Source organism: Spirulina major PCC 6313 (genome assembly GCF_001890765.1).
In the GTDB taxonomy this organism is placed as follows: domain Bacteria; phylum Cyanobacteriota; class Cyanobacteriia; order Cyanobacteriales; family Spirulinaceae; genus Spirulina; species Spirulina major.
On the sequence record NZ_KV878783.1, the window covers coordinates 3,029,718 to 3,056,073 of the forward strand.

The window sequence follows — 26,356 nt, forward strand, 5'->3', positions numbered from 1 at the left end:
ATCTGGGTATTGGACTGCGGGACACGATAATGGCTGATGATTTTACGGCGTTAAGTCATGCCCTGCCTCCGCAAAATGTGGAGGCAGAAGAGTCAATCTTAGGGGGGATTTTACTCGATCCGGAGGCGATGGGTCGGGTGGCGGATCTCTTAACGCCAGAGGCGTTCTATAACTCGATTCACCGCCGCATCTATACCGCTGCGCTGACGGTGCATCGTCAGGGCAAACCCACCGATTTGATGACGGTGACCAGTTGGCTCCAGGATCAAGGGGAGCTAGAGGGGATCGGCGGGACGGGAACCCTGGCGCAGTTGGTGGATCGCACGGTGTCGGCGGTGAATATTGACCGCTATGCAACGCTGATTGTGGATAAGTATGTGCGGCGACAGTTGATCGCGGCCAGTTATGAGATTGCGGAGTTGGGCTACGACACGACCCAAGAACTAGAGCAGGTGTTGGATCAATCGGAGCAGAAGGTGTTTCGGTTGACCCAAGAGCGGCCGCAGCAGGGTTTAGTGCATATTTCCGAGTCCCTGATCCAAACCTTTGAGGAGATTGAAAACCAACAGGACGAGACAACGTTACCGGGGTTATCCTGCGGATTTTATGATTTGGATGCGATGACGAGCGGGTTTCAGCGATCGGATCTGGTGATTATTGCCGGGCGGCCCTCAATGGGAAAATGCCTCACCGGGGATACGGAAATCGTTTTGGCGAACGGTGCGGTGCAAACCCTGGCGGACATTTATCGTCATCAAACGGCGGAGTTATTGACGTTGGGCGACGATTGGCGATTCCATTGGACGCAGCCATCGGTGTATGTGGATGATGGCATCAAGCCCGTTTTTGAGGTGAAAACCCGCACCGGGCGGCGGATTGAAACAACGTTATCGCATCCATTTTTAACTATTCTTGGATGGCGATCGCTTGCCCATCTCACCGTCGGCCAAAAAATCGCCGTTCCTCGTCATCTTCCCGTCTTCGGTACAACCCAAATTCCCATAGAACAGATTCAATCATTCATAGCATCCAACCTAAAAACAATACCATCGGTTATTTTTACCCTTCAAAAATCTCAAGTTGCACTATTTTTAAAGTCTCTTTTTGTTATTGACGGCTGGGCGATTGTTGTCAACCAGAATCAGCCAAAAATTGGATATACCACAACAAGCGAAACTCTAGCCCGCCAAATTCAACATCTGTTGCTACGCTTTAACATTATCGCCTGTCTTAAAAATACGTCTCACGATCAACATTATCCTGTGTGGCAACTCGATATTACGGATCGTCAATCATGCGGGACTTTCATCGCTGAAATGGGTCTTTTCGATCGAGAGATTGGCCTAAATGCAATCAACTTAGACGATCCGGAGATGCAAGCAATCGCGACGAGTGATGTCTATTGGGATGAAATTGTCGCCATTACGCCCAAAGGCAATAAACAAGTCTACGATTTAACCATTCCCGACCATCATAATTTTGTTGCCAATGATATTTGTGTTCATAACACCAGTTTTGCGCTCAACGTAGCCGCAAATATTGCCAAAATTCATCAATTGCCGATCGCAATTTTTAGCTTGGAAATGTCTAAAGAACAACTTGCCCAGCGGTTGCTCGCGGGGGAGGCGGCGGTGGAGAGTAATCGTCTGCGATCGGGGCGGATTGATTCAACGGAAATGGATCGGATCACGGCTGCCATTGGGACATTATCCGAATTGCCAATCTATATTGACGACAGTGCAACCCTGTCGGTGTTGCAGTTGCGATCGCAAGTTCGCCGCCTCCAAGCCGAGAAGAAAGGCCAAATCGGGGTAGTGCTGATCGACTATTTGCAACTGATGGAGGGAACGACGGATAACCGAGTGCAAGAACTCTCGAAAATGACGCGATCGCTCAAAGGTCTCGCCCGTGAAGTGAATGCCCCGGTCTTGGTGTTGTCCCAACTCAGTCGCGGTGTCGAGTCCCGCACCAATAAACGCCCGATGATGTCGGATTTGAGGGAATGTGTCACGGGTGACACTCTCGTTTGGTTGGCAGATGGGCGACGAGTTGCGATCGCGGATCTAGTGGGACAAAGGCCCGACGTGATCAGCATGAATGAGCAGGGCCGTTTAATCCAAGCCACAGCGGATTGTGTCTGGAAAGTGGGCATGAAGCCCGTGTTTGAACTGACCACCGTCAGCGGTCGCAAAATCAAAGCCACGGGTAAACATCGGCTCTATACCTTCAACGGGTGGCAATCGGTTCAAGCGTTAAACATCGGCGATCGCCTGGCTGTGGCTAACTCTATACCGATGTTAGTTGCTGGTGAAATCAGTCACGTTGCAGTCACGCTGACCCGCGCTCGTGGGGACAGTAACGCGAATCGTCGCAGCAGGACGGGATTGCCAAAATACGCCACATCAACGCTAGATTGGGACGAAATTGCTGCGATCAAACCTGTGGGGGTTGAGCCTGTTTATGATCTGACCGTGCCTGGGCCAGCGTCGTGGCTGGCGGATGGGATTGTGTCTCATAATTCCGGAAGCATTGAACAGGATGCAGATTTGATCTTGATGTTGTATCGCGATGCTTATTACAATCCTGATTCCCCCGATCGCAACGTGGCCGAAGCGATTATCGTCAAACACCGCAATGGCCCCACGGGGACGGTGCGCCTCCTGTTCCGGCCGGAGTTGACCCAGTTTGAAAATTTGGCGGGTGAGATGTGAGGCGATCGCCCTCGGCGTAATCCCCTTGTGATCCTGATTAGCTCACCGTTGCAGTGGGTTGGGGATCGGATGGGGCGGGGGTGGGTTCGAGGGATTCAATGATGCTGACCAGTTCGCGCTCAAAGAGAATGTGGGAGCGGTTGGTTTTGCCGCCGATAAAGAAGCGATCGCCCGCCTGAAGTGCCCAAATTTGCGAATGGGACACATAGCTCATCACCACCCCCACCATTAACAGCCCAAACCCGGCATAGACCAAGGGCACACCGGGATCGGCCTTAATTTGCAGGCCCGTGCTGCCGATTACCTTCACCACGCTTAAGCGTAGATCCTCATCCAATTGCAGCGCCGTGCCTTCGCGCACCGCACCGAGGGGATTACCATCCTGGCCATAGACCAAGAGCAGCCCTTGTAAATCCCGCGCCACCAAGGACACCCCCGTGCTCATGTCGGGCTTGGTGGGAACCCAGGTTCCCCAAAAACGACCACTGCTGCCGGTTTTCAAGGGAGCCATGGGCAGTTGAAAAATGGGGCTATTGTTGACGCGCACCTGCACGCCGTCAATGCCCCAATTGGTTTGGTAGAGGGTGACACCGCGATGGCGCAGGGGATGGTTGACGGAAATGGTTTGGCGATCGCGCTCAGTGCCCTCTTGATCCACCACGGACAAATCCGAATAAAACTGATCAATATTGCCCTCGGCGGTGTAGTCAATCCAGAAGCGATTCACCTTGATTTCCCAATCGTGGGGAATCTGGGAGGCGGAAAAGGGCCCCGCATCGATCACATTGGTGATCCCCCGTTGAGCACCGCTGGGGATCACTTCCTGGGCAAAAAAGCCACTCAACGATCCCCACACGGCCCCGGCCAGAATCAACAACATACTGACATGCACCACAATCGGCCCAATCTTGCCGATCAACCCCTTGCGAGCATAAAGACGGTGATCCTCTTGAAAGAGGGTGTAGCCCTTGGCGGTGAGGAGGGGCGCGAGGGTGGTGAGGGAACCGCTGCTCAGTTCGGCACTGAGGGCGAGTTTTTCAAAGGCTTTGGGCTGGTCGTAGTAGTTCCAGCGCCGGGCGGTTTTGAGGGCGGGCCATTGGCGGAGATAGCTGCAAGCGGTGAGGCTGGCGGCGAGCAAGACCAAGAGGGCGAGAAACCACGGGGTGCGGTAGACATGATCAAGGCCGAGCAAACCAATCACCCGCCAGGTGAGAAAGCCGAAGAGGGCGGGATGTTCGGGGTAGTTGCTTTGGTAGTAGCCGATGCTTTGGCCCTGTTCGATCACAGTGCCGCTGATGCTGAAGAGGGCGATCGCTAATAACAAGACAATGGCTAACCGCAGATCGGCCAAAATTCGGAGGCTTCGACGCAAAATCATCATGGGGCGAGGGAGGGTAAGGAGAGGAGGGCAGGGGGGCAAATCTCGATCCTAGCAAGATTCACCCCCCTGCCGGTGCGATCGCGCCGGTTAAAATTCGAGGCCCGCTTGGGCTTTGATCCCCTGCTCTTTAAACGGATGTTTAAGCAGGGTCATTTCCGTGGCCAGATCCGCCCGCTCAATCAAGGCCGCTGGCGCACCCCGCCCCGTCAGGATGACATGGGAATCCTCCGGTTTTTCGGCGAGTCCCGCCAACACCGTTTCCACATCGAGATAGCCCAATTTCAGGGCAATATTCACTTCATCGAGGAGCACAAGACGATAGGCAGGATCACGGATGAAGTCTAGGGCGGTGCGCCAGGCTTCCTGGGCTTTGGCGATGTCGCGATCGCGGTCTTGGGTATCCCAGGTAAAGCCTTCGCCCATGGCCCGAAACACGAGTTGATCCCCGAACCGTTCGAGCACCGCTTTTTCCGCCGGTTCCCAGGCCCCTTTAATAAACTGCACGATCGCCACCTGATAGCCATGGCCCAGGGAACGCATCACCATCCCCAAGGCGGCGGTGGTTTTGCCTTTCCCGTTCCCGGTATGGACGATCACCAGACCTTTTTGGTTATTCGCTGCGGCAATGCGTTCGGCTTGGACGGCCTGGCGACGCTGCATTTTCTGTTGGTATTGTTCCGCCGTCAAATTCTGATCGGTCATGGGGTCTCTTCTGCTGGGGTGATGGTGAGGCCGCCGGTGAGGACAATCTGATCTGGCGCGATCGCTAGCTCATCGAGTTCCACCTGAGGCCCTAGGTCAATCGTAAAAGCTGGCAGACTCTGGGTAAAGCGATCCGTGCTCAGGGTGAGGGGATTTAAACAAAGGGTGTGGGGATCGCCCAAGCTTAACCCACCTTGCAGGGTAATGCTTCGGGGTGATCCGGTAGCGGCGGGGAGCGATCCCGCTAGGGTGAGTTGGCCTGTGTCAAGGGTGACATGATGCCAGGCGATCGCCTCTAGGGCTAAATCTTGCGGGTCATGGGCGGGGATCACCAGGGCTACGGCATCCCGGAGGCCGGTGGCGAGGAGATCGGAGGCGAGGGAGGCTTGTAAATCTGCCGCCGTGAGCCGCACTGATCCCCGCACCGGCACCGGTTCTAAGAGGCGGAACGGTTTGCCTTTGAGCATTTGCCCCACGTTGATCCGGATCATGGCTCCGGTTAAGCTGGCGTGGCGAATGTGAATGCCTTGATAGCTGGCATGGTCGGCGCTGAGGGCAATGTGGGGGATAAACCCGGTGAGCAGTTGGCGGTTTTTGCTGGTGATCTGCACCTGGAGGTTTTCGACGTGATCGAGTTGCGATCGCAACCACAACGACAAAGCTGGGGACAGAACATGACTCACCCAGGTGGATGGCGGCTGTGTAATCATCAATAAATTTGATTTACGGTGTTTGGATTTTAATTTTTCCTGATTTGTCAACCCAATTTAAGCGGAAATTGGCTGATTTACGCTGCGAGTCCAACGACTGTTCCAGAAATCTTGTAATATTTGTACATAGTTAAAGTCCATACCGCGCTATAACTACAGACGTGAACCGTTGTACTGAATCAATGTCATTGCCGACTCTATGTCCGAACGAGTCCAGAAAATCTTGGCCCGACAGGGGAATGTTTCGCGGCGGCAGGCGGAAGACCTAATCCGTGCCGGGCGAGTGTGCCTCAACGGTCAGGTTGTGGAACTCGGCCAAAAAGCTGATCCGGATTGCGATCGCCTTACCCTTGACGGTCAAGTCATCACAACGGCATCTGCCCCCAGGCCCATCTACCTGTTACTCAATAAACCCCGTGGTGTCGTCTCCACCTGTCTTGATCCCCAAGGGCGACAAACGGTCATTGATTGTGTCACTCCTCCAGGGAAAACCCGCCCTCGTATTTATCCCGTCGGTCGTCTTGACGCAGACTCAACAGGTGCTATCCTACTAACGAATGATGGTGATTTGACCCTCAAACTCACCCATCCTCGCTATCATCTGCCCAAGACCTACCATGTTTGGGTCAAGGGTCAACCGAGTGCGAACAGTCTGCACCAGTGGCGCACAGGAGTCATGCTTAACCATCGCAAAACTCAGCCCGCTCAAGTGACTGTTCTCGACGTTACCCCCCAGAAAACGCGGCTCTGTATCATCTTGCACGAGGGTCGTAATCGCCAAATTCGCCGGGTTGCAGAACAATTGGGATACCCTGTTCTCGCCCTCCACCGGGTTGCGATCGGGACGCTCAAACTCAACACCCCCCAGACCAAGCTTCTCTCACCGGGTCAGTATCGCACGGTCAGTTCCGCTGAGATTATGCAGCACTTGTTACCCAGTTCCTCGTCTTCTTCCTTCAACTTGCCGATCACTACTGCGGAGAATTCTGTATGCTAACCCCAAATAATCGCCTGACCTCCGACCAAGGGGAAAAGCTCAGAGAACTGGGTCTTTATCTCCATGAGGTGCGCGGACAGCGATCGCTTTCCCTGGATGCACTATCCACCAAAACCCGCATCCCCACGCGCCTGCTCGAAGCGATCGAAACCGCCAACAGCGATGCACTGCCTGAACCCATCTACATTCGGGCCCTGATTCAGCGGGTTGGCGATGCCCTCCAGGTCAATGGAGCCGAACTCGCCGCTGCTTTTCCAGTGGAAACCACACTCCAATCGATCAAACCCACCTGGAAGCCGGTGTCGTCCTCACAGTTGCGCCCCTTTCACATGTACATGGTGTACATCATTGTCTTGATTGGCGCTGTGAGTGGTTTGTCTCTTTTGATTCGTCCCCCGGCTGCCAATGTGGCCCAAGACGCTGAACCCCCGACGGAAACGACCGCGAACGACACATCCCCCACCCAACCTGTGGCGGATGTCCAAGATACTGCTGTGAATACATCGGCAGAATCACCTCAGCAGCAGACAGAAACCCAGATTTCCAGCGATCAAGTGGTGGTCTCGATGACCCTTCAGGATGATTGTTGGTTGCGGGTGGTGGCCGATGGCAGTGTGGTCTTTGAAGGCACATTGCCGAAAGGAGAAAAACGCACCTGGGAAGCGAAAGAGCAAATCACGGTGATGGCGGGGAATGCTGGCGGCGTGGTGGTTGCGATTAATAACGAAGAAGCGAAGCCGTTGGGGAATCCGGGATCGGTGGAAACCGTTACCTATCGCCCCCCCACGGAAGCCCCCTCTTAAGCGAATAACCGGCTCCATCGACTTGTCGGCTGCAACGGTGTGATTAGTCCGGGGCAAGCTCGATCACGTCGAGGAGGGAGGCGCAGCGTTGTTGATCGAGTTCGCGGATTTTTTGGTCGTTGCGGTAGAACTCGTTGAGATAGTAGGCGTGGGTTTGGGGATCGGCTTGGGGGTCGAGGGTTTGCCAGCGATTGAGGCAATAGGTGCGGTTTTTTTCGTAGCTGACCCGTTCGAGGGAGGCGATCGCAGCTTTCACCAAAAGTCCCGCCCGTTCGATGTCGCGGCGGCGATGTTCGCTGAGGTGGAAGAGGTGTTGCACATTGTCGAGGGATTGCTCGGCCTGGAGGGCTTGGGCTTGGAGGGCTTGGAGTAGGCGGGGGTGGCGTTGGTCGGGGTCGAGGCTGAGGATCTGTTGCCACAGTTGGCGGTGATGGGAGAGGCTAAACATCAGGTCGCGCTGATCGAGGTCGGTGATGATTGTTTGGCGTTGGCCGGGACAATGGAGATAGAGAAAGAGGAGCAGTTCTTCGGCCCGTTCGAGGAGGTTGCGTTGAGAAACGTTGTACAACCGTGATGTCGTATCGTTGGACTGGTCTAAATTAGAGGGTTTTTGTGTTGCATAAGTTTGAACCCTATGTTTTTTTCTATCTGTTTCAATTCTTGCACGAAGATCTTGTGTGTACCATGTGTACAGACTTTTATCTCCTAGACTCAAAATTTCCACACAAAGCGTCACATATTTTGATCGGCTCTTGCGAAGTTTGATTTTTTTTAGAATGCTCAGCATTCCCTGAAGAACTTGTTCAAACTGATCAGGCTGCTTTAGATCCTTGCCAACTGCAAGTTGCTCTAATTGCCAATCCAACCACAGGGGAGCGGTTTGCAGTTGGTGGCGATATTGCTCCACCGCATCGGGTCGAGAGAGTAAAAACTCGTCGGCATCTTTGCCCCCCGGTAAATTGAGAATCCGCAGTTGAATTTGACCCGTATAAACGAGGGTTTCAACTTCGCGGATCGCTCGCTCGGTGGCTTTGCGACCTGCTGCGTCGGCATCGAAATTGAGGACGATTTGCTTAGAGTCAGTGTAGCGGGAGAGGTGTTTGAGTTGTGCTTCTCCGAGGGCGGTTCCCAAGGCGGCCACGGCGTGCTCAATCCCAGCGGCATGGAGGGCGATCACGTCAAAATAGCCTTCGACGAGGACGGCTTGATCCTGTTGCGCGATCGCTTTCTTCGCCCGATCCAGCCCGTAGAGGGTTTGGCCCTTACTAAACACCTCCGTTTCTGGGGAGTTGAGGTATTTGGGTTCATCGTTGCCCAGGGTGCGACTGCCGAACCCGATGATCCGGCCTTGGTGGTCAGCAATGGGGATCATGAGGCGATCGCGAAAATAATCATAATACCCCTCCCCCTGTTTGCGGGGTCGCACCAGCCCCGCCTGTTCCACCAACAGCACCGGGTAACGCTTCCCCTCCACCAAATACCGATACAGTGCCTCCCAGCCCCCCGGCGCATAGCCCAAGCCAAAGGTTTGGATCGTCTGATCACTGAGGCGGCGTTTTTCCGTTAGGTAGGTGAGGGCGATTTCACCCTCTGGCTGGCGGAGGGCATGCTGATAAAAACTAGCGGCTACTGCCAAAATCTCGTAAAGCTGTTCCCGTAGGGATAGCTGTCGCTGAAGTTCCTGACGCTTCTCCGGTGCAAGGGTCTTAATCGGCACTTGATACCGTTCCGCCAAGCGCAGCACCACATCCACAAAGGACTGCTGCCCCACCTCCATCAAAAACTTAATCGCGCCGCCCCCCGCCCCACAACCAAAGCAGTAGTACAGTTGCTTCGTGGGCGAGACGCTAAAGCTCGGTGTTTTTTCATCATGAAACGGACAAAGACCCAGATAGTCCTTCCCCTGCTTCTTGAGCACCACATGCTCCCCCACCACGTCCAGAATATCGGCGCGATCTTCCACATCTTGAATCGTATCGGGATGAAGGCGGGGAATATCCATGAGAACCGCAAAAGGGAAAAAAGCCGAAAATCTCTGAGTTTCCAGCCAAAAGATCATAGACTAGCGGAGAGCTAGCTATTCTGTATTATTAACTTGAGTTGATTGCTTTAAAGGAACAGAGCGAAGGATTATGGGTAGGATTTTTGTTTCAGCAGGACATGGTGGCTTGGAAAATGGAGGCTGGGACCCAGGCGCGTTGGCCGGGGGAACCACCGAAGCTCAACAGATGATCTTACTGCGAGATGTGATTGTGCCGGAGTTGCGATCGCGTGGCTTTGAAGTCCTCTCCGTTCCTGACACCCTCAGTCTCGACCAAAGCATCAGTTGGATCAACTCCCGCGCCCGGCAAGGGGATGTGGCCATCGAACTTCACGCCGATTCCTACTCGAACCCCATCGCTCGCGGTGCAACGGCCTACTACATCGCTGGCAACGCCGAACGGAAAAAGCACGGCGACATGATCCTCCTCGCCCTAATTCGGCGTTTGCCGCAATTACCCAGTCGCGGCTCCAAACCAGACACCGCCACGGGGGTCGGCCGGTTAGGCATTTGTCGCCAAGTCGCCATTCCCTCCCTCCTGCTCGAAGTGGGCTTCCTCAGCAATCCAGACGATCGCGCCCTTCTCCTCAACCGTCGCCGCGACATGGCCCTCGGCATCGTCGATGGTCTCGAAGCCTGGAGCCGCGAAATCAACGGCAAAGCCCCCAGCCTCGAACAAAGTCACCCCGTCGTCAATATCCGCATCAACGGGCAAAACTACGGCGAGCAGGGCATTTTAATTAACAGCAATGGCTTCATTCCCGTTGACCTCGTGGATCGCCTCGGAGTTAACCTCACCCAACGCCCCGAAATTCGCCTCGTCCAATATCGCGGCGTGGTCTATGTGAAAGCAATCGAACTACGGGAATTCAACATCAACGTCGGTTGGGAAAATAGCACCCGCACCGTCGTGCTACGCTCCATCTCGCAAATTTGTCCTGGGATGTTTGACCGCATCGTCGGCTACGGTAATACCTCTGAGGTACAGCTAATCATGTTCCTCAAAGCCAACAACGAAAACGCCCTCGCTGAATTTCCCGACCTGCCCAAACTCTACCGCGAAGAAGCCACCGTTGAAGGGATCAGCTACGATATTGCCTTCTGTCAAATGTGCCTTGCAACCAATTTCCTCCGGTTCGGCGGTGATATTAAACCCTCCCAAAATAACTTTGCCGATCTTGGTGCGGTGGGGGGCGGTGCGCAAGGAGCGACCTTCCCTAGTGCCCAAATCGGGGTTCGCGCCCATATTCAACACCTCAAAGCCTACGCCAACCTCGAACCCCTCGTTCAAGAAGCCGTCGATCCCCGGTTCCGGTTTGTGACGCGGGGGATTGCGCCCCTGGTGGATCAACTGTCGGGGCGATGGTCGTCTGATCCCCAATATGGTCAAAAGATTCTCGCGATTCTCCGCCGTCTCTACGAATCTGCTGATCTGTTGTAAGTATCGCAGGCAAGGGGCTTCAGCCCCTTGTCGGGTGATGTGGGTTAAACGCAGGCGGGGATTGGATCTTGGATGGGTGCGATCGCAGCCTGATCTAAAATTTGTGGAATCAGATCCTCGCGACGCACCGCCATGAGATGTACCCCATGGCAAAGACCTTGGGCCAGTTTCACCTGTTCGGCGGCAATTTTAACCCCTTCCTGGAGTGGGTCAGCGGCGGCGGCGAGGCGGTCAATAGTGGACTGAGCAATCTGAACACCGGGCACACAGCGATTGATGAAATTTGCATTTTTAGCGGATTTCAACAGGAAAATTCCCGCCAAGACCGGACGATTCAACGGAGCGGCGATTTCCGTCATGAAGCGATCTAAACAGTGAAAATCACTAATTAACTGACTCTGGAAAAACTGCGCCCCAGCTTCGACTTTATGCTCAAACCGCCGTTGCAGACTTTTCCAACTGTGGATTTGGGGGTCAACCGCTGCGCCGGGAAACAGATCCAAATGACCATCGGTGAGTTTTTTATCGTTGTAGTCAAAGCCGTCGTTAAGTTTGTGGATCAGTTTCAAGAGGCGCACGGATTCTAGATCGAAGACACTGCGGGCGCGGGGATGATCTCCCGCTTTGACGGGATCACCCGTGAGGGCGAGAACATTGGTTAATCCCAGGGCATGAGCACCCATCAGATCTGCTTGCAGGCCGATGACGTTGCGATCGCGACAGGCCACCTGATAGATCGGTTCAATCCCTGCCTGTTTCAAAATTAACGACGCAGCCAAGGACGACATCCGCAACACCGCCCGACTGCCATCGGTGACATTGACGCTATGGACACGCCCCTGTAAACACTGCGCCATCTTGAGCATGTGACTCGGATCGCCTCCCTTGGGGGGCATCACTTCAGCGGTAATTAAAAATTCATTCTGTTCAATGGCGCGACGTAAACGGGACATTTATTTTTTTCAGGGGATGAGGATCAATAAAACTTAATTAAGTCTTAATGATAATCCTGTTTGCTGGTGATTAAAGGGGCACAGAGAAACCCATCGCGGCTTTAACCTTGGCCAGGACGTGATTCGCGCTCGCTGCGGCTTTTTCCCGTCCATCGCGGAGAATGGCATCGAGGGCGGCGCGATCGCTCATAATCTCGCTGTATTTTTCCTGGATTGGCCGCAGGGCCTCCACCGTCGTTTCTGCCAACAAGGGTTTAAATTGTCCCCAACCCATTTCGGCACAGTCCGCCGCCACGGCCTCGCGGGATTGACCAGAAAGGAGATGATAAAGGGTGAGCAAATTGTTACATTCGGGGCGATCGGGGTTGTCGAATTCGAGGCCCTTGGTGGGGTCAGTTTTGCAGCGTTTGATTTTTTTTGTGATCACCTCCGGCGGGTCAAGGAGACTAATCCGGCTCAGGTCCGAGGGGTCGGATTTAGACATTTTCTTCGTGCCATCGGTGAGGCTCATCACCCGCGCCCCGGCTTTCTGAATCAGCGGCTCTGGCATTTTTAACACCGAATTTTCGCCCGTGCCAAATTGATCGTTAATCCGAATCACCAGATCGCGGGTCAGTTCAATATGTTGCTTTTGGTCTTCCCCCACGGGCACAAGATCGGCATCGTACAGGAGAATATCGGCGGCCATTAACACCGGATAATCCAGCAGGCCCACGCTGACGTTTTCCCCTTGTTTCACGGCTTTTTCTTTGAACTGGATCATCCGTTCGAGCCAGTTGACCGGGGTGATGCAGTTGAGCAGCCAGGCGAGTTCGCTATGGGCGGCGATGTGGGATTGAATGAAGATGGTGGAATGGGTGAGATCAATGCCACAGGCGAGATAGAGGGCAGCGATCGCATAGGAATTATCCGCCAACACTTTGGGATCATGGGGCACGGTAATCGCGTGGAGATCCACCACACAAAAATAGTTATCGTACTGGTCTTGGGCGTTGACCCAGTTCCGAATCGCCCCTAAATAATTCCCTAGATGTAGATTGCCGGTGGGTTGCACCCCAGAGAGTACCCGCTGTTTCGCCATGATCAATTCTGTATCGCTTGCGCGTTTGCCCTTTGTATTATGCCAGGATTAGGACGAATTGTTAGCCACCGTCAGCACCGCCGGGGATTCAAATCCCCGGCTCATCACGAAAGTAGGCTCAAGCCTAATCATCCAGAACCCGTTTTAACGGGTTTTCGCAATGAGCCAAGCACTGAAGTTCTTGGCGGTGGTCGGCTGTTATCCCACCCAAAATCTGAAAATGAATCGGGGGAAAGGGTGGGAGCGTTGCCCCCCGAATAGTAAAATTAATGGGCTGTATTGATTTTGATGGAAGACAGACTGTGATTGAACGCTACACCCTGCCAGAGATGGGGCAACTATGGACAGATGCCTACAAGTTCAAAACATGGCTGCAAGTAGAAATCGCAGTCTGTGAAGCCCAGGCCGAACTGGGTTACATTCCCGCCGATGCAGTGGAAGAAATTAAGGCCAAGGCGAATTTTGACCCCGATCGCATCCTCGAAATTGAAGCGGAAGTGCGCCATGATGTGATCGCCTTTTTGACGAATGTCAATGAATACGTGGGTGATCCCGGTCGCTACATTCACCTAGGGATGACCAGTTCCGATGTGTTGGATACGGGGCTGGCGTTGCAGATGGTGGCGAGTTTGGGCCTAATTCTCGAAAAAGTGGAAGAACTGACCCAAGCGATTCGCTACCAAGCTCAACAGCATCGCTATACCGTAATGGTGGGGCGTTCCCACGGTATCCATGCCGAGCCGATTACCTTTGGGTTTAAGCTGGCGGGCTGGTTGGCGGAAGTGTTGCGGGGGCGCGATCGCCTCGTCCATTTGCGCGAAGAAATTGCCGTCGGGAAAATTTCCGGCGCGGTGGGAACCTATGCGAACCTTGATCCCCGCGTGGAAGCGATCGCCTGCCAAAACCTCGGACTCATCCCCGACACCGCCTCAACCCAGGTAATTTCGCGCGATCGCCACGCCCAATTCCTCCAACAACTCGCCCTCCTCGCCGCCTCCCTCGAACGCTTCGCCGTCGAAATCCGCAACCTCCAACGCACCGACGTTTTAGAAGTGGAAGAATTCTTCTCCAAAGGGCAAAAAGGCTCCTCCGCCATGCCCCACAAACGCAACCCGATCCGCTCCGAACGTCTCACCGGTATGGCCCGGATCATTCGCGGTAACGCCATGGCCGGCCTGGAAAACGTCGCCCTCTGGCACGAGCGGGATATCTCTCACAGTTCCGTGGAGCGCGTCGTCATGCCCGATAGCTGCATCCTCACCCACTTCATGCTCAACGAAAGCACCAAGCTGATTCAAAACCTCTTGGTCTACCCCGAAAACATGAAGCGCAACATGAACGTGTACGGCGGCGTAATCTTCAGTCAGCGCGTCCTCCTCGCCCTTGTGGAAAAGGGCATGAACCGCGAAGAGGCCTATCGCGTCGTCCAAGGTTGCGCCCACACCGAATGGAACGTGGAAGGGGGCGATTTCCGCAAACAAGTAGACGCAAGCGAGGTGATCAATCAACACCTCTCCCCCGACGAAATCGCCGCCTGTTTCGACCCCCAACACCACCTTCGCTACCTCGATGAGGTCTACCAACGCCTCGCGATTTAGCGGATGAATCTCCGCACTGTAGGGGTTTGGTTGCCAAACCCTCTACCCGTCGAGGAGTTGATCCAGGAGTTGGTTTGAAACCCGAAAGTTAGTCTGCCGGAGTTTCTGAACCACCTGGGACGGCTCAATGAGTCGCCGCTTTGCTGCAACGTTCAGGATTCCCACCACACCAGCGACGGGAATACCCAGCCGTTGAGCCGTTTGACGGGCGGCTTTTTCATCCACGATCAATACGTTAGCTTGATACTCCAGCGCCAGAGCGATCACGGCTTGTTCTCCAGAATGAAGGTGCTGCAATACATCGGGAATGTTGTGGGGGGTTGGCACAATGTCTAGCCAATCGGGGGCTTGCTGAATCCAGTCTCGAACTAGACTGGGCGCACCTTCTGCCATTAACTCAGCGACGATCGCATCAGCAATCACAACACGCCCAAAAAGCTGCGGCAAGAGGTGAATCTCGCCAATCATGATTAAGTAGCGCAGCGGTGACGTGTCAGCGATCGCAATCATTCCGGCAAGCAAGCTTCAAGGGTTGCCACATCCGCCTCTAGATCATCAGTGGTGTAATCGATCAGGGCATGGTGTTGTTGCAAAAAGTCCTCAACGGCCCAACGAGACGGCAATTGGAGCAAGGCTTGAACCTGTGCCGTGGTCAACGTGTTGCTGCGGTAGGCTTCGAGGGCGATCGCTTCGAGAATGCGACGGGGGAGATTGTCCCAGTGTTGGGCAAGCTGTTGGGCGATCTCTTCAGGCAGTTCAATGGCAAGTTGCATGGCTGGATCATCAAGAATATTGCTTTAACCATAGCCAATGGGTCAGACAATAGCCCGATCGCACCCCAAGGCAGCGACCCGACCCACTCAGCATGAGCGCGATCGCTAGTTAAATTTCGCTTTTGCTTGGGCGTAAATTTCCGGTGTGATCAGGCTTTCGCCCGCCTCAGCAGCAAATTTCTCGATCTTCTTCCGGGCGGCTGGACGCACAAAAAAGGGAATCTCTTTCAGTTTGGCTTCAGCGGCTTCAGTCCATTCCATGGTTGTTTTGAGAGAGGCGTGAGCATTGATCGCCTCAATTATCACTGATTTAGGATGACAACGTGCAAGTCAGTGAGGACAGGCTAGGGGCTGAAAAGACCCTTGTTGCGATCGAGCTTGGATATTCTCATCAACTTGTCTATTGTCTAGATCAGCACGGGATCAAGGTGGGGAACAAGCGCGATCGCATCACTCACTACCCCGACTTCAATTGGCTGGCAGGCATAAATCTATGTTTTTTGGGTAAGATTTTGGCATGGAGGCTAAACGACTACCTGCAAGATTTTACCGAACGGATCAGGGCAATGAGCCTGTTCGTAAATGGCTCAAGCAACTGACTCCCGCAGAGAAACTTGTGATTGGGACTGATCTCAAGACAGTGGAATATGGTTGGCCCATTGGCATGCCGACTTGTCGCCCGATGGGTAAAGGTTTGTATGAAGTTCGCTCAGATCTACCGGATGGAAAAATTGCGCGAGTTTTCTTTTGTGTACATCAGAATCAGATGATTTTACTGCATGGATTTATTAAAAAAAGTCAGAAGACTCCTAAACAGGATCTAGATTTAGCCATTGAGCGCAAAAAGGTTTTGGAGGCACAATGAACAAAGCAACCCATATTGGGTCTACGTTAGATGATTTCTTGGTTGAGGAAGGGCTGCTCGACACCGCTAACGCTCTGGCTATCAAACGTGTTTTGGTGTGGGCGATCGCCCAGGAAATGGCAACAAAGGGTCTGAGCAAAACAGTGATGGCGCAAGCGATGAACGCCAGTCTCATTGACTTAGAACAGCTATTGAATCCCGATAATACAGAGATTACTCTCCAAATGATGGATCGAGCTGCGATCGCTCTGGGAAAGCGTTTAAAAATCGAACTGGTGGAAGCAGACTAAGCCTAGATCAGCACGGGATCAGGCTGCGGCACAAGGGCGATCGCATCTCGTACCACCTCCACGCCAGCCCCCGGTTGGTAGGCCTGTTCGGTGATATAGCGTTTCCAGGCTTTCGTGCCGGGTTGGCCGCTGAATAATTGCAGCAGGTGGCGAGTGATGTGGCTGACTTTGTGACCTTGGGCGACCCAATTTTCGATGTAGGGGAGCATGGATTCGATCACCTGATGACGGGAGGGGATCGGGTGGGGGTCGTTAAAAAAGGCGCGATCGCACTCTGCAAATAAATACGGATTGTCATAGGCCGCCCGGCCAATCATCACCCCATCGACGTGATTTAACTGGTCTTGAATTTGGGCGAAGGTGGTAATACCGCCGTTGATTTCAATAATCAGGTGGGGAAAATCCTGCTTCAGTTGGTGAACCACGTCGTAACGCAGGGGCGGCACGGTGCGGTTTTCCTTGGGGCTGAGACCTTGGAGCCAGGCTTTGCGGGCATGGATGCTGAATTGTTCACAACCGGCATCGGCCACGGTTGCCACAAAGCGTGTTAAATCCGAGTAGCGATCGCAGTCATCCACGCCGATCCGATGCTTCACCGAAATCGGCAACGCCACCGCCCGCTGCATCGCCGTCACCGCCGCCGCCACCAATTCCGGCTGCTGCATTAAACAGGCCCCAAAATTCCCACTCTGTACCCGACTACTGGGACAGCCCACGTTGAGATTCACCCCGTCATAGCCCCAGTCCGCCGCAATCCGCGCACATTCAGCCAAATCCTGGGGATTGTCGCCCCCCAATTGCAAAATCAGGGGATGTTCGTCGGGGTGAAAATCAAGGAGTTTGGCGCGATCGCCGTGGAGAATCGCCGCCGTTGTCACCATTTCCGTATAGAGCAACGTATGGCGGGAGATTTGGCGCAGAAAATACCGATAGTGGCGATCGGTGCGCTCCATCATCGGCGCAACACTGACAGGATAAACAACGGGCATCACAATTTCAGCAACTCTGCCTTAACAGTGTAGCGGAGGGCGATCGCTAGATTCATCGGGTCAAACCCTGCCCTAGGAGCGGATTTGTTACGATGGGACTTGTTCCCTTCCTCGTCGTCACCATGGTTGCTCTCACGTCGCGTCTCTCCCTGGCAGAGTTTTTAGAGTGCTGCCCGGATGATGCCCGCTACGAACTCGTCAATGGAGAGATGGTTAAGATGGAGCCGATTCGCGCCCATAAAAATGTGTCTCGTTTCCTCGTCAAGCAGTTTGATCACCTGAGCGATCGCCTCAACCTAGTGCTTAGTCAAAGAGATAGTGCCGAGTGAGAAGAGTAAGATGAAGTCAGTGTTCAAACCAAGGCTGACATGGTCAAAAAATACGTTGTGCGCTTAAGTGACGAAGAACGACAAAACCTCCAGGAAATTGTCACCACGGGGAAACGAGCTGCGGCTCTGATCAATCATGCCCGAATTCTCCTCAAAGCCGATTGCCAGCAATCCCCCGGTTGGCGAGATCAGGATATAAAAGAAGCCCTTGATATTAGCCTGAGAACTATTGAGCGAGTGCGGAAACGATTTGTCGAAGAGGGGCTAGAGGCAGCCTTAAGCCCTCGCCCCCATCCCCGTCGCCCCCGAAAGTTGGATGGCACAACGGAGGCACACTTAGTGGCGTTGTGCTGTAGTGAACCGCCCGCAGGTCAGGGGCGATGGACGTTACGTTTATTAGCACAGCAGATGGTGGAGTTGGACTATGTCGATGACATCAGCCATGAAAGCGTGCGGCAACTGCTAAAAAAAACGAACTCCAACCCTGGCGACAAAGCTGTTGGGTAATTCCACCGAGCCAAAGCGCAGAGTTTGTCTGGCATATGGAGGCAGTCTTGACGGTCTATCAGACGGATTACACCCCAAACATGCCTGTGATTTGCATTGATGAAGCGAGCAAACAGTTAGTCAAAGAAACCCGCCTACCCATTCCGGCTCAACCGGGGCAGCCCGAACGGGTGGATTATGAATATGAGCGCAACGGGACAGCCAACCTGTTTATGGTCTGTGAACCGATGATTGGGTGGCGGCGCGTGACGGTCACAGAGCGTCGCACCGCAGTAGATTATGCCCACTTGCTCAAAACGTTAGTGGATATCGATTACGCCCAAGCCCAAAAAATCATTGTCATTCAGGATAATCTCAATACTCATTCCCCGGCCTCACTCTACAAAGCCTTTGAACCGGCAGAAGCACAACGCATCTTGAGTCGATTGGAATTCTGCCATACCCCCAAACATGGCAGTTGGCTGAATATGGCCGAGATTGAACTGAGTGTTTTGAGTCGTCAGTGCTTAAGTCGCCGGATTCCTGATCAGGAGACACTCAAGCGTGAAGTGGATGCCTGGCAAGACGAGCGCAATCATCAGGAAACATGGATTGATTGGCGATTTACAACGGCTGATGCCAGGCTAAAATTACAACATCTCTATCCGTCAATTGATTGTTGACTGGACACTAGACTATGTTATTGACAAAGATATTGTGGTGCGGACGATCTCAGAGCAAGGTATTGAGCAGGGTCGAAAACCGGATGTTACAGTAGTCTCAGCCAAGGTTTGGAATGCCAATGCCATGACCTACGGAGCGATCGCAGAACCACCCCAGTTAGGGGTCGAAGTGGTCTCCACCAATTGGGATGATGACTATATCGATAAGCGGGCTGAATACGAGCGGCTGGGCGTTCCGGAATATTGGATCATCGATTATCTGGCCGTAGCCAGTCGGGCTTATTTGGGCAATCCGAAGCGGCCGACGGTGTTTGTCCATCACTTACAAGGGGACGGAACCTACCACACCAAGCTGTTTCGTGACACAGAGGCGATCGCCTCCCCCACCTTTCCCGATTTACAATTGACCATGGCGCAAATCCTCACCGCCAGCCAACTCCATCGCTGGTGAGTTTCGGTAAGCGATCGGGTGGCGCGATCGCACCGACTCACCCTGCTCAATCGTGCAGAGGGCATGGGGCTAACACGACGAGCGATTCTGTTGCGACAGAAAACGAGATACAGTGAGTAACACTGTTTTTTTCGACTCAACGCATCCATCGACATGGTCAAAATTAACGAAAACTATCTCAAACTGAAGGCCGGGTATCTCTTCCCGGAAATTGCGCGACGGGTTGCCACCTTCACCGAGGCGAACCCCGATGCCCCGATCATTAAACTGGGGATTGGTGATGTCACCGAACCTTTACCCGAAGCCTGCCGCGCTGCGATGACCGCAGCGGTGGCGGAAATGGGCGATCGCGCCACCTTCAAAGGCTACGGGCCCGAACAGGGCTACGCTTGGCTACGGGAAAAAATCGCCGCCCACGATTTCCAAGCGCGGGGCTGTGATATCGATGCCTCGGAAATCTTCATCTCCGACGGCTCGAAATGCGACACGGGGAACATCCTCGATATTTTCGGCAAAGATAATGCGATCGCAGTCACCGATCCCGTCTATCCCGTCTATGTGGATACGAACGTGATGGCGGGGCATACGGGCGATGCCACCGAAAGCGGTAAATATGGCGGTTTGGTGTATTTGCCGGTGACGGCGGAAAACAATTTCACCGCTGAAATTCCCACGGAAAAAGTAGACCTGATCTATCTCTGTTTTCCCAACAATCCCACCGGAGCCACAGCGACCAAAGAACACCTCAAAGCCTGGGTGGACTACGCCAACAGCCACGGCTCGATTATCTTTTTTGATGCGGCTTACGAAGCCTTTATTACTGATCCTGATCTGCCCCATTCCATCTATGAAATTGAAGGTGCTCGCACCTGCGCGATCGAGTTTCGTTCCTTCTCGAAAAATGCCGGGTTTACGGGCACTCGTTGCGCCTTAACCGTCGTACCAAAATCCCTCACGGTCACCGCTTCTGATGGGTCTGTTGTCGAACTCCATAAACTCTGGAATCGTCGCCAATCCACCAAATTCAACGGGGTTTCTTACATTATCCAACGAGGAGCCGAAGCTGTTTATGCTGAAGCGGGTCAAGCGCAAACAAAAGCATTAGTGAGCTTCTATTTAGAGAATGCCAAAATCATTCGGGAACAACTCATCGCCGCCGGATTAAGCGTCTATGGCGGTGTGAATGCGCCCTATGTTTGGGTGAAAACGCCTCAAGGGTTATCGAGTTGGGACTTTTTTGATAAACTCCTCCATACGGTGAATGTAGTCGGCACACCTGGCTCTGGTTTTGGGGCAGCAGGTGAGGGCTATTTCCGGATTTCGGCGTTTAATAGTCGTGCCAACGTGGAAGAAGCGATGCAGCGAATCACAACTAAATTCAAGGCATAGTTTATGATGAGCACATGAATGCTGAATAGTCATCCAGTGGGGCGGGGTTTTCCTGCCCTCTATTCATGAAACGTCGGCTTTTTTTGAGTTCAATTTTGTTCAATTTACCCATTCTTTTGAAGTGTTGATCCTATGCCATTAAACAGTGCGATCGCAGCCTATATCCATTACCTCAGTTTTGCCCTCATCTTTGCCTCCTTAACCCTCGAACACCAAACCTTTAAACCCGAATTAACCGTTAAAGAAGGCTGGCGGATGATTATCGCTGACACCCTCTACGGGATTGCGGCGATCGCAATTCTCGTCACCGGGGCGTTGCGGGTAATGTATTTCGGCCAAGGCCCCAGTTTTTACAGCCAAAACCCGATCTTTTGGGTCAAAATCGGCATTTTTATCGCCGTGGGTTTGCTCTCGCTTTATCCCACGATTTCCTATCTCCGCTGGGTAAAAGGCTTGCGGGACGACACCGCCCCCGTCATTGGTGAAACTCAAGCAAAGGTGATTACAGGAATTATCCGAGCGGAGTTGTTAGGTTTCGCGCTGATTCCTCTGTTTGCGTCGTTAATGGCGCGAGGGATTGGGTTGACGTGATGCTAGGAAAAAAAGTCCTGGATGGGAACCATCCAGGGCTTTTTGATTGCAGAATTTGCCTCGTGAGCTAGGGAATTATACCCGAAGGCAGTCCTGTGACCGGGTCAGCCGTTGGCAATGCTAGGGGCGATCGCAGGACTTTTGATCAATCATCTTTTGAGATGAGGAGAGAAGACCTTAAATCCCCGCCACGGTGTGGATTTTGAGGAAATTCGTGCCTTGGGTCATCTGCACCGGACTGCCTCCTAAAATTAAGACTTGATCCCCCGGTTCTGCCAGTTCATATTGCGCGAAAACCTCCTCAATCCGGTGCGCCAACACCTCCACGGAGTCCACGGGGCCTTTAATTAAGATGGGTGTGACTCCCCAGATTACGTTGAGGCGTGTGTAGACTTTCGGCTCTGTGGTTAACGCTAGGATCGGGGCTTTGGGGCGTTCTGCTGCGACTAGTTTGGCGGTGTATCCCGTGGAGGTGAACGCCACAATCCAGCGCAGATTGAGGATTTTGTCCACAACGTTTAAGGCTTCGCTGAGGGCATGGGTAGCGGTATGTTCGGCGGGGGGCAGGTTGATGAATTCAATCATCGGCTCGACTTCTGTGGCAATCTGACCCAACATTTTCACCGCCTCGACGGGATAGTCTCCCACGGCGGATTCGCCGGACAACATGACTGCATCGGTGCCGTCGATAATCGCATTGGCCACATCGCTGGCTTCGGCGCGGGTGGGTTGGGCGTTGGTGATCATGCTTTCGAGCATTTGGGTGGCGGTGATCACGGGGATGCCTTGTTGGTTGCAGGCGTGGATGATTTGTTTTTGGAGCATGGGGACTTTTTCGGGGGACATTTCGACCCCAAGATCCCCCCGTGCCACCATGATGCCATCGCAGATATGCACTAATTCATCGAGGTGGTCAATGGCTTGGGGGCGTTCGATTTTGGCGATGACGGGGACATCGCTGGCTCCCTGTTCGGTGAGGAGGGTTTTGAGGGCTTGTACGTCGTCGGTTTGGCGCACGAAGCTTAAGGCGACCCAGTCGATGCCGTGCTTTAACCCAAAGGCGAGGTCTTGCTTGTCTTTGTCGGTGATGGAGGGGAGACGGAGGGCGAGTTCGGGAAAGTTGACCCCTTTGCGGTTTTTGAGGGTTCCGCCTCGGATCACTTGGGCGGTGACGATCGCATTTTCCACGGTGAGGACGGTTAACTCTAATTTGCCATCATCGAGCAAGATCCGATTGCCGGCGATCGCTTCTTCGGCGAGGGAGGGATAGTCAATGGGAATGGTGACCCCGTCCGCCGCATTGCCCAAGGTTACGGTTTCCCCGGCGGTGAGGATCACGTTATCCGGCAATTGCACCACCCGGATTTTAGGGCCTTGGAGATCTTGCAACAGTACCAATGGATAGTGCAACTCTTGGGATACCTGCCGCAGGGTTTGAATCGTGACGGCGTGATCGTCATAGCTGCCGTGGGAAAAATTGAGCCGAGCGACCCCCATGCCCGCTTTGATGAGGTGGCGAATGGTTTCAGGGGAGCGACTCGCAGGGCCAATGGTGGCAACAATTTTGGTGCGATGGGGAACTAAAAACATAACTTGGCCTCGTGATGATCTTAGAGAGACAGACGATACAGCCTCACTGTAAGGGATGAACCTGGCTCTCCCCTGAAATCTAAAAGGATTGTACGGATTTGGCGGGGGGCGATCGCAGGAGGGTGGCGACGGGATCGAAGGCAGTCCATCGGTGGGGTGTGCGATCGCTCCTGATCCTCGCTCCTCTTCTTGGCTAGGCATCCTAAATTCGTTAAACTTTGTCCAAGGCAGAATCAGGGCAAGCGATGGCAGATCATAAAGTGCTTCTTTTAGACAGTGACGCGGCAAGTGTTGCAGAACTGCGCGGGATGATGCCGGGTGGTAACTTTGACCTGGTGACGATTGGGGATGGCAAAGCTGCCCTAAATGTGATCAAGACAGAACTGGCCAATATCCGCTTCATGGTGCTGAAATTTAATCTGCCCAATGTCAGCGGCTGGAAGATTCTCAAAAAAGCCAAGGAACACCCCAAGCTCCGCACTATTCCGATGCTCTTAGTCGCAGACCCCAACGATCCCGTCGCCAAAGCCCTACCCGAACCCCACACCACCTTTGCGGTCATTAACCGCCCGTTTAATCGCAAACAATTCCAAGGGGCGATTAAAGAAGCCATGCGCCGGGCGAACCAAGACCCCGCCCCAGCACAAGTGAAAAAACGAGCGGCTCCTCGTCCGGCGGCGGCCCCTGTCGTGACCCCGCCGCCGCCGCCCCGTGCCAAAGCTGCACCGCCCCCCCCGAAACCGGCGGCTGCACCGCCGCCACCGCCCCGTGTTAAGGCTGCGCCCCCTCCACCGCCGCCGCCCCCACCGAAACCCGCTGCCCCTCCACCCGATCGCGTGATTGCCGCCCCGCCGCCATCTCCACCGATCCCGGCTCCGCCCCCCCCACCACCGATCGCCGCCCCGCGCCCCCCCCACCCAAGCCCGCTGCCCCCCCGCCGCCCAACGTGGAACCCGACGTGGCGGCAGTGGCAAGTCATGGGGCGATGGCGGGCGCGATCGCACCGCCGTCCGCACCGCCGGGGCCAGTCCAACCTGACCCCAGTGATCCCTTTTTCATCGACGTGGCTCCCGAACCCGCCGCGCCCCCTGATCCGAATAATCCCTTTGCCGTGACAGCGGCTCCCGGTTCAGCCGCCCCAACGTCTGATCCCAAAAGCCCCTTCCGTGCCCTTTCCGCCGATGAAATCGCGGCCTTAACCGCCCAAGCTAGCCCCGAACCCGATGCAGACCTAAACCCTTTTTTTGTTGAACCGCCTCCCCCTAGCTCTGCCGCGCCCCAGGACGCGGATGATCCCTTTGCTGGTGCGGTGAGTGCGGCTCCTACGGTTTCTCCCTCGGCTCCATCACCTGCGCCGAGTCCTGCTGAGGTAACGACTGCGCCTGTGGGGGCTACCGATGCGGATGAATTCGCGGATGAATTCGCAGATGAATTTGCGGATGAATCGGCAGCGGATGACGGTGTTGAAGGGGATGAATTGGCAGCGAATGAATTCGCAGCGGATGAATCGACCACCGCCGATTTAATCCCGCAGCCGGCGATCGCCTCCGATCCAGACCCTGACCCCCCCAGCGAAGATGCACCCGCAGACCCAGCGGTAAGCGCATGGGAACCCATCAACTATGCGGCTTTTGATTGTCTCCATATTCACCTTGATCAGCGCGATCGCGGCGTGACAGGCCTCGCCATTAGTCCCGATGGCGGTCTGCTCTATACCTGTGGCCCGGAAACCTACCTGAGCGCCTGGGAGTTAGCCACGATTACCAAAGTGTTGCAGTTTGACCTGTTCTCCAAAGGCGCAGACTGTTTAACCATTTCCCCCGACGGCAGCCTGCTGTTAACCGGCGCGAGCCAGAGCAACATTAAATGTTGGGATGTCAGCAGCGGCCAACTCTTTGACACCTTAAATGATTCATCCATGGGGGTGAATGGGTTAGCCATGACCTGGGATGGCCAACGGGTGATCACCAGTTCCCCCCACAGTAATTTGAAAGTGTGGGACTTTACCAGTGGCGATCTGTGGGGGCCGATTAATGATGCATCCTTTGGGGCGACGGGGGTGGCGATCGCCAACGACAGCCGCACCATTCTGAGTAGTTCCCTCACCAGCAATATCTGTTTTTGGGATTTGGAAACCGGAGAACTCCTCGGCCCCCTCAATGATGAATCCTTCGGGACGACAGCGATCGCCCTCAGCCCCGACAGTCAAGCCGTGATCAGCGGCAATCAACAGGGCATCTTAAGTATTTTCGACTGGACAACCGGCAACCCGATCCGCCTGATCAAAGCCCATGATCAACCGATTACCGCCGTGGCCGTTAGCCCCGACGGTTGGGTGATTGTCACCGCGACCCTGACAGAAATTAAACTCTGGGGTTGCTAGACCCCGGCCAGCACCCCCTAACGAACCCTGGGAAAACTGGGCAAGTTCACCGCTGCGATCGACGGGACTTTTTTCGGAGCGCGATGGGTCGGGGCGGGTTTCGGGGGCGGGGTTTCGCGGGGTTGAATCGCTGCCTGGCTGCGGGGTAAGGGCATCACACTGCGGCGGACTGCGTGGAAGTCCGGGAGGTTCAAGTTTGCAAACTTGCCTGGGGGGGCAGCCGCCGGAGCGGGAGCGTCAAAGACGGAAACAGCAGGAGTTTCAGGAGCCGGGGGCATTTCCACCGCCCGTTCTTCCTCCTCGTCAAAGAGACGCGCCGCCCAGGTGGGGGGAGCGGGCTGCTGCGATCGCTGATTTGACCAGGGTTGAATCGGAGAGGGTTTCATCTCTTCTGGGGGCGGTTGCAGTTGGGTAAGCGGGGATGGCGATGCGATCGCAGGTTCATCCGCACGAATAACCGAATCGGTTCCGGCTTGACTCCCTTGCCCCCAGTCTCCCGCCTCGGACTTCTCTAAATAACGACCAAACAACAGTTGAAACTGCTGCGTGTGGGACTGCTGCCGATCGAGATGCTGACGCAGAGCTTGGGAATTATCCGCCGCCTCATGGAGTAAACTCGCCTGCTCCGTATAGGTTTGACGCGCCAAAATACATTCTTGTTCAAGGCGCACAATTTGAGCCTGGGCCAATTCCAACTGTTGCGAGAGGTTTTCAATCAAAACATGCTGCCGTTGTGCCACATGGTGAGACGCTTCCAACTCTTGAAAGAGTAAACTCATCTGCCCTTGGGCATCGAGCAACTCTTCACCTTGCTGCACCGTAACCCGCTCCCGCTGTTGGGAGGAGCGTCGTTCGGCTTGGAGCGATTCTTGGGTTGTGGCCAGGGCTTGCTCTAAATCCGCTGCCCGTTGGAGCAGTTCACGGTTGCGCTGACGCAGTTTCCGGGCCAGGGTGAACCAATCCGTTTCTTGAATCGGGTTCAGGGTTTCCTGGTCACCCTCGGTGGCGGTGCTTTCAACCGTGACGGTGGGTTCAGTCTCCCAAGTTTGCGGCGTTTCAAACTGCTGAGACTGGGGGGTTTGTTCGCTCATGGCTTTTTTCTCTCGATGGGCTAGGCCA

The 26,356-nt window shown here is 54.3% G+C and carries 26 protein-coding genes; 14 read left to right on the forward strand and 12 right to left on the reverse strand.

What is annotated here, in order from left to right; genetic code table 11:
* The first annotated feature begins 29 nt into the window (after positions 1-29).
* Positions 30-2,711: a replicative DNA helicase gene (gene dnaB, locus SPI6313_RS13305; RefSeq protein WP_072621441.1), complete on the forward strand. Its 2,682-nt coding sequence runs from the start codon at positions 30-32 to the stop codon at positions 2,709-2,711.
* Positions 2,712-2,748: 37 nt separating this feature from the next.
* Here the strand turns inward: dnaB and SPI6313_RS13310 are convergent, their stop codons facing one another.
* The 3 genes from SPI6313_RS13310 to SPI6313_RS13320 all read right to left on the reverse strand — a co-directional run bounded on the left by SPI6313_RS13310 (position 2,749) and on the right by SPI6313_RS13320 (position 5,504).
* Entirely contained in the window at positions 2,749-4,092 is a 1,344-nt protein-coding gene (locus tag SPI6313_RS13310; RefSeq protein WP_072623131.1) for a cytochrome c biogenesis protein, read from the reverse strand.
* 87 nt (positions 4,093-4,179) lie between these two features.
* Positions 4,180-4,794: a cob(I)yrinic acid a,c-diamide adenosyltransferase gene (gene cobO, locus SPI6313_RS13315; protein ID WP_072621442.1), complete on the reverse strand. Its 615-nt coding sequence runs from the start codon at positions 4,792-4,794 to the stop codon at positions 4,180-4,182.
* Positions 4,791-5,504, reverse strand: coding sequence for an LmeA family phospholipid-binding protein (locus SPI6313_RS13320; protein ID WP_072621443.1), 714 nt, complete (start codon positions 5,502-5,504; stop codon positions 4,791-4,793). The genes cobO and SPI6313_RS13320 overlap by 4 nt, the downstream gene beginning before the upstream one ends.
* A gap of 199 nt (positions 5,505-5,703) precedes the next feature.
* Between SPI6313_RS13320 and SPI6313_RS13325 the strand changes: the two genes are divergently transcribed.
* Both SPI6313_RS13325 and SPI6313_RS13330 read left to right on the forward strand, forming a co-directional pair.
* The gene (locus tag SPI6313_RS13325; protein ID WP_072621444.1) at positions 5,704-6,501 is read left to right on the forward strand and encodes a pseudouridine synthase; all 798 of its coding nucleotides are present in this window, start codon (positions 5,704-5,706) and stop codon (positions 6,499-6,501) included.
* A complete protein-coding gene (locus tag SPI6313_RS13330) occupies positions 6,495-7,304 on the forward strand; it encodes a helix-turn-helix domain-containing protein (protein ID WP_072621445.1) in 810 nt (269 codons plus the stop codon). The genes SPI6313_RS13325 and SPI6313_RS13330 overlap by 7 nt, the downstream gene beginning before the upstream one ends.
* A gap of 43 nt (positions 7,305-7,347) precedes the next feature.
* Here SPI6313_RS13330 and dnaG read toward each other — a convergent pair whose 3' ends face one another.
* Positions 7,348-9,306: a DNA primase gene (gene dnaG / locus SPI6313_RS13335; protein ID WP_072623132.1), complete on the reverse strand. Its 1,959-nt coding sequence runs from the start codon at positions 9,304-9,306 to the stop codon at positions 7,348-7,350.
* A gap of 130 nt (positions 9,307-9,436) precedes the next feature.
* On the opposite strand from dnaG, the gene tftA reads away from it, so the two are divergent.
* A complete protein-coding gene (tftA, locus tag SPI6313_RS13340) occupies positions 9,437-10,786 on the forward strand; it encodes a hormogonium tapered terminus morphoprotein TftA (RefSeq protein WP_072621446.1) in 1,350 nt (449 codons plus the stop codon).
* Between the two features lie 44 nt (positions 10,787-10,830).
* On the opposite strand, the gene SPI6313_RS13345 is transcribed toward tftA, so the two are convergent.
* On the reverse strand, positions 10,831-11,739 hold the full coding sequence (locus tag SPI6313_RS13345) for a methylenetetrahydrofolate reductase (protein ID WP_072621447.1): 909 nt from the start codon (positions 11,737-11,739) through the stop codon (positions 10,831-10,833).
* A gap of 70 nt (positions 11,740-11,809) precedes the next feature.
* Positions 11,810-12,820: a tryptophan--tRNA ligase gene (gene trpS, locus SPI6313_RS13350; RefSeq protein ID WP_072621448.1), complete on the reverse strand. Its 1,011-nt coding sequence runs from the start codon at positions 12,818-12,820 to the stop codon at positions 11,810-11,812.
* 302 nt (positions 12,821-13,122) lie between these two features.
* On the opposite strand from trpS, the gene purB reads away from it, so the two are divergent.
* A complete protein-coding gene (gene purB, locus SPI6313_RS13355) occupies positions 13,123-14,418 on the forward strand; it encodes an adenylosuccinate lyase (protein ID WP_072623133.1) in 1,296 nt (431 codons plus the stop codon).
* Positions 14,419-14,460: 42 nt separating this feature from the next.
* Here the strand turns inward: purB and SPI6313_RS13360 are convergent, their stop codons facing one another.
* The 3 genes from SPI6313_RS13360 to SPI6313_RS13370 form a co-directional block, all read right to left on the reverse strand.
* A complete protein-coding gene (locus SPI6313_RS13360) occupies positions 14,461-14,928 on the reverse strand; it encodes a PIN domain-containing protein (protein ID WP_072621449.1) in 468 nt (155 codons plus the stop codon).
* On the reverse strand, positions 14,925-15,191 hold the full coding sequence (locus SPI6313_RS13365) for a UPF0175 family protein (protein ID WP_072621450.1): 267 nt from the start codon (positions 15,189-15,191) through the stop codon (positions 14,925-14,927). The genes SPI6313_RS13360 and SPI6313_RS13365 overlap by 4 nt, the downstream gene beginning before the upstream one ends.
* Positions 15,192-15,296: 105 nt before the next feature.
* A complete protein-coding gene (locus SPI6313_RS13370) occupies positions 15,297-15,452 on the reverse strand; it encodes a PCP reductase family protein (RefSeq protein ID WP_072621451.1) in 156 nt (51 codons plus the stop codon).
* Between the two features lie 256 nt (positions 15,453-15,708).
* On the opposite strand from SPI6313_RS13370, the gene SPI6313_RS13375 reads away from it, so the two are divergent.
* Together SPI6313_RS13375 and SPI6313_RS13380 are read left to right on the forward strand one after the other, a co-directional pair.
* Positions 15,709-16,056, forward strand: a complete 348-nt coding sequence (locus SPI6313_RS13375; RefSeq protein ID WP_072621452.1) for a type II toxin-antitoxin system RelE/ParE family toxin — start codon at positions 15,709-15,711, stop codon at positions 16,054-16,056.
* On the forward strand, positions 16,053-16,346 hold the full coding sequence (locus SPI6313_RS13380; protein WP_072621453.1) for an XRE family transcriptional regulator: 294 nt from the start codon (positions 16,053-16,055) through the stop codon (positions 16,344-16,346). Before SPI6313_RS13375 ends, SPI6313_RS13380 begins: the two co-directional genes overlap by 4 nt.
* 2 nt (positions 16,347-16,348) lie before the next feature.
* Here the strand turns inward: SPI6313_RS13380 and dusA are convergent, their stop codons facing one another.
* Positions 16,349-17,335, reverse strand: coding sequence for a tRNA dihydrouridine(20/20a) synthase DusA (gene dusA / locus SPI6313_RS13385; RefSeq protein ID WP_072621454.1), 987 nt, complete (start codon positions 17,333-17,335; stop codon positions 16,349-16,351).
* A 122-nt stretch (positions 17,336-17,457) separates the two neighbouring features.
* Between dusA and SPI6313_RS13390 the strand changes: the two genes are divergently transcribed.
* From SPI6313_RS13390 to SPI6313_RS13415, 5 genes are all read left to right on the forward strand, one after another.
* A complete protein-coding gene (locus SPI6313_RS13390; protein ID WP_139276765.1) occupies positions 17,458-17,664 on the forward strand; it encodes a Uma2 family endonuclease in 207 nt (68 codons plus the stop codon).
* A gap of 39 nt (positions 17,665-17,703) precedes the next feature.
* A protein-coding gene (locus SPI6313_RS22365) for an IS630 family transposase (RefSeq protein WP_139276586.1) occupies positions 17,704-18,833 on the forward strand; the annotation gives its coding sequence in 2 pieces (ribosomal slippage) (positions 17,704-18,121 and positions 18,121-18,833; 1,131 coding nt in all).
* Positions 18,834-18,867: 34 nt separating this feature from the next.
* On the forward strand, positions 18,868-19,284 hold the full coding sequence (locus SPI6313_RS13405; protein WP_245788774.1) for a Uma2 family endonuclease: 417 nt from the start codon (positions 18,868-18,870) through the stop codon (positions 19,282-19,284).
* A 153-nt stretch (positions 19,285-19,437) separates the two neighbouring features.
* A complete protein-coding gene (locus tag SPI6313_RS13410) occupies positions 19,438-20,673 on the forward strand; it encodes an LL-diaminopimelate aminotransferase (protein WP_072621457.1) in 1,236 nt (411 codons plus the stop codon).
* A gap of 132 nt (positions 20,674-20,805) precedes the next feature.
* Positions 20,806-21,264 carry a DUF2214 family protein gene (locus SPI6313_RS13415; RefSeq protein ID WP_072621458.1) on the forward strand — a complete coding sequence of 153 codons (459 nt, stop codon included), beginning with the start codon at positions 20,806-20,808 and terminating at the stop codon, positions 21,262-21,264.
* Positions 21,265-21,441: 177 nt separating this feature from the next.
* Here the strand turns inward: SPI6313_RS13415 and pyk are convergent, their stop codons facing one another.
* On the reverse strand, positions 21,442-22,854 hold the full coding sequence (gene pyk / locus SPI6313_RS13420; protein ID WP_072621459.1) for a pyruvate kinase: 1,413 nt from the start codon (positions 22,852-22,854) through the stop codon (positions 21,442-21,444).
* 245 nt (positions 22,855-23,099) lie between these two features.
* On the opposite strand from pyk, the gene SPI6313_RS25110 reads away from it, so the two are divergent.
* On the forward strand, positions 23,100-23,969 hold the full coding sequence (locus SPI6313_RS25110; RefSeq protein WP_072621460.1) for a response regulator: 870 nt from the start codon (positions 23,100-23,102) through the stop codon (positions 23,967-23,969).
* Between the two features lie 653 nt (positions 23,970-24,622).
* The gene (locus SPI6313_RS25115) at positions 24,623-25,237 is read left to right on the forward strand and encodes a WD40 repeat domain-containing protein (RefSeq protein WP_342751671.1); all 615 of its coding nucleotides are present in this window, start codon (positions 24,623-24,625) and stop codon (positions 25,235-25,237) included.
* A gap of 17 nt (positions 25,238-25,254) precedes the next feature.
* On the opposite strand, the gene SPI6313_RS13435 is transcribed toward SPI6313_RS25115, so the two are convergent.
* Positions 25,255-26,328, reverse strand: coding sequence for a hypothetical protein (locus SPI6313_RS13435; RefSeq protein WP_072621462.1), 1,074 nt, complete (start codon positions 26,326-26,328; stop codon positions 25,255-25,257).
* Positions 26,329-26,356: the final 28 nt, after the last annotated feature.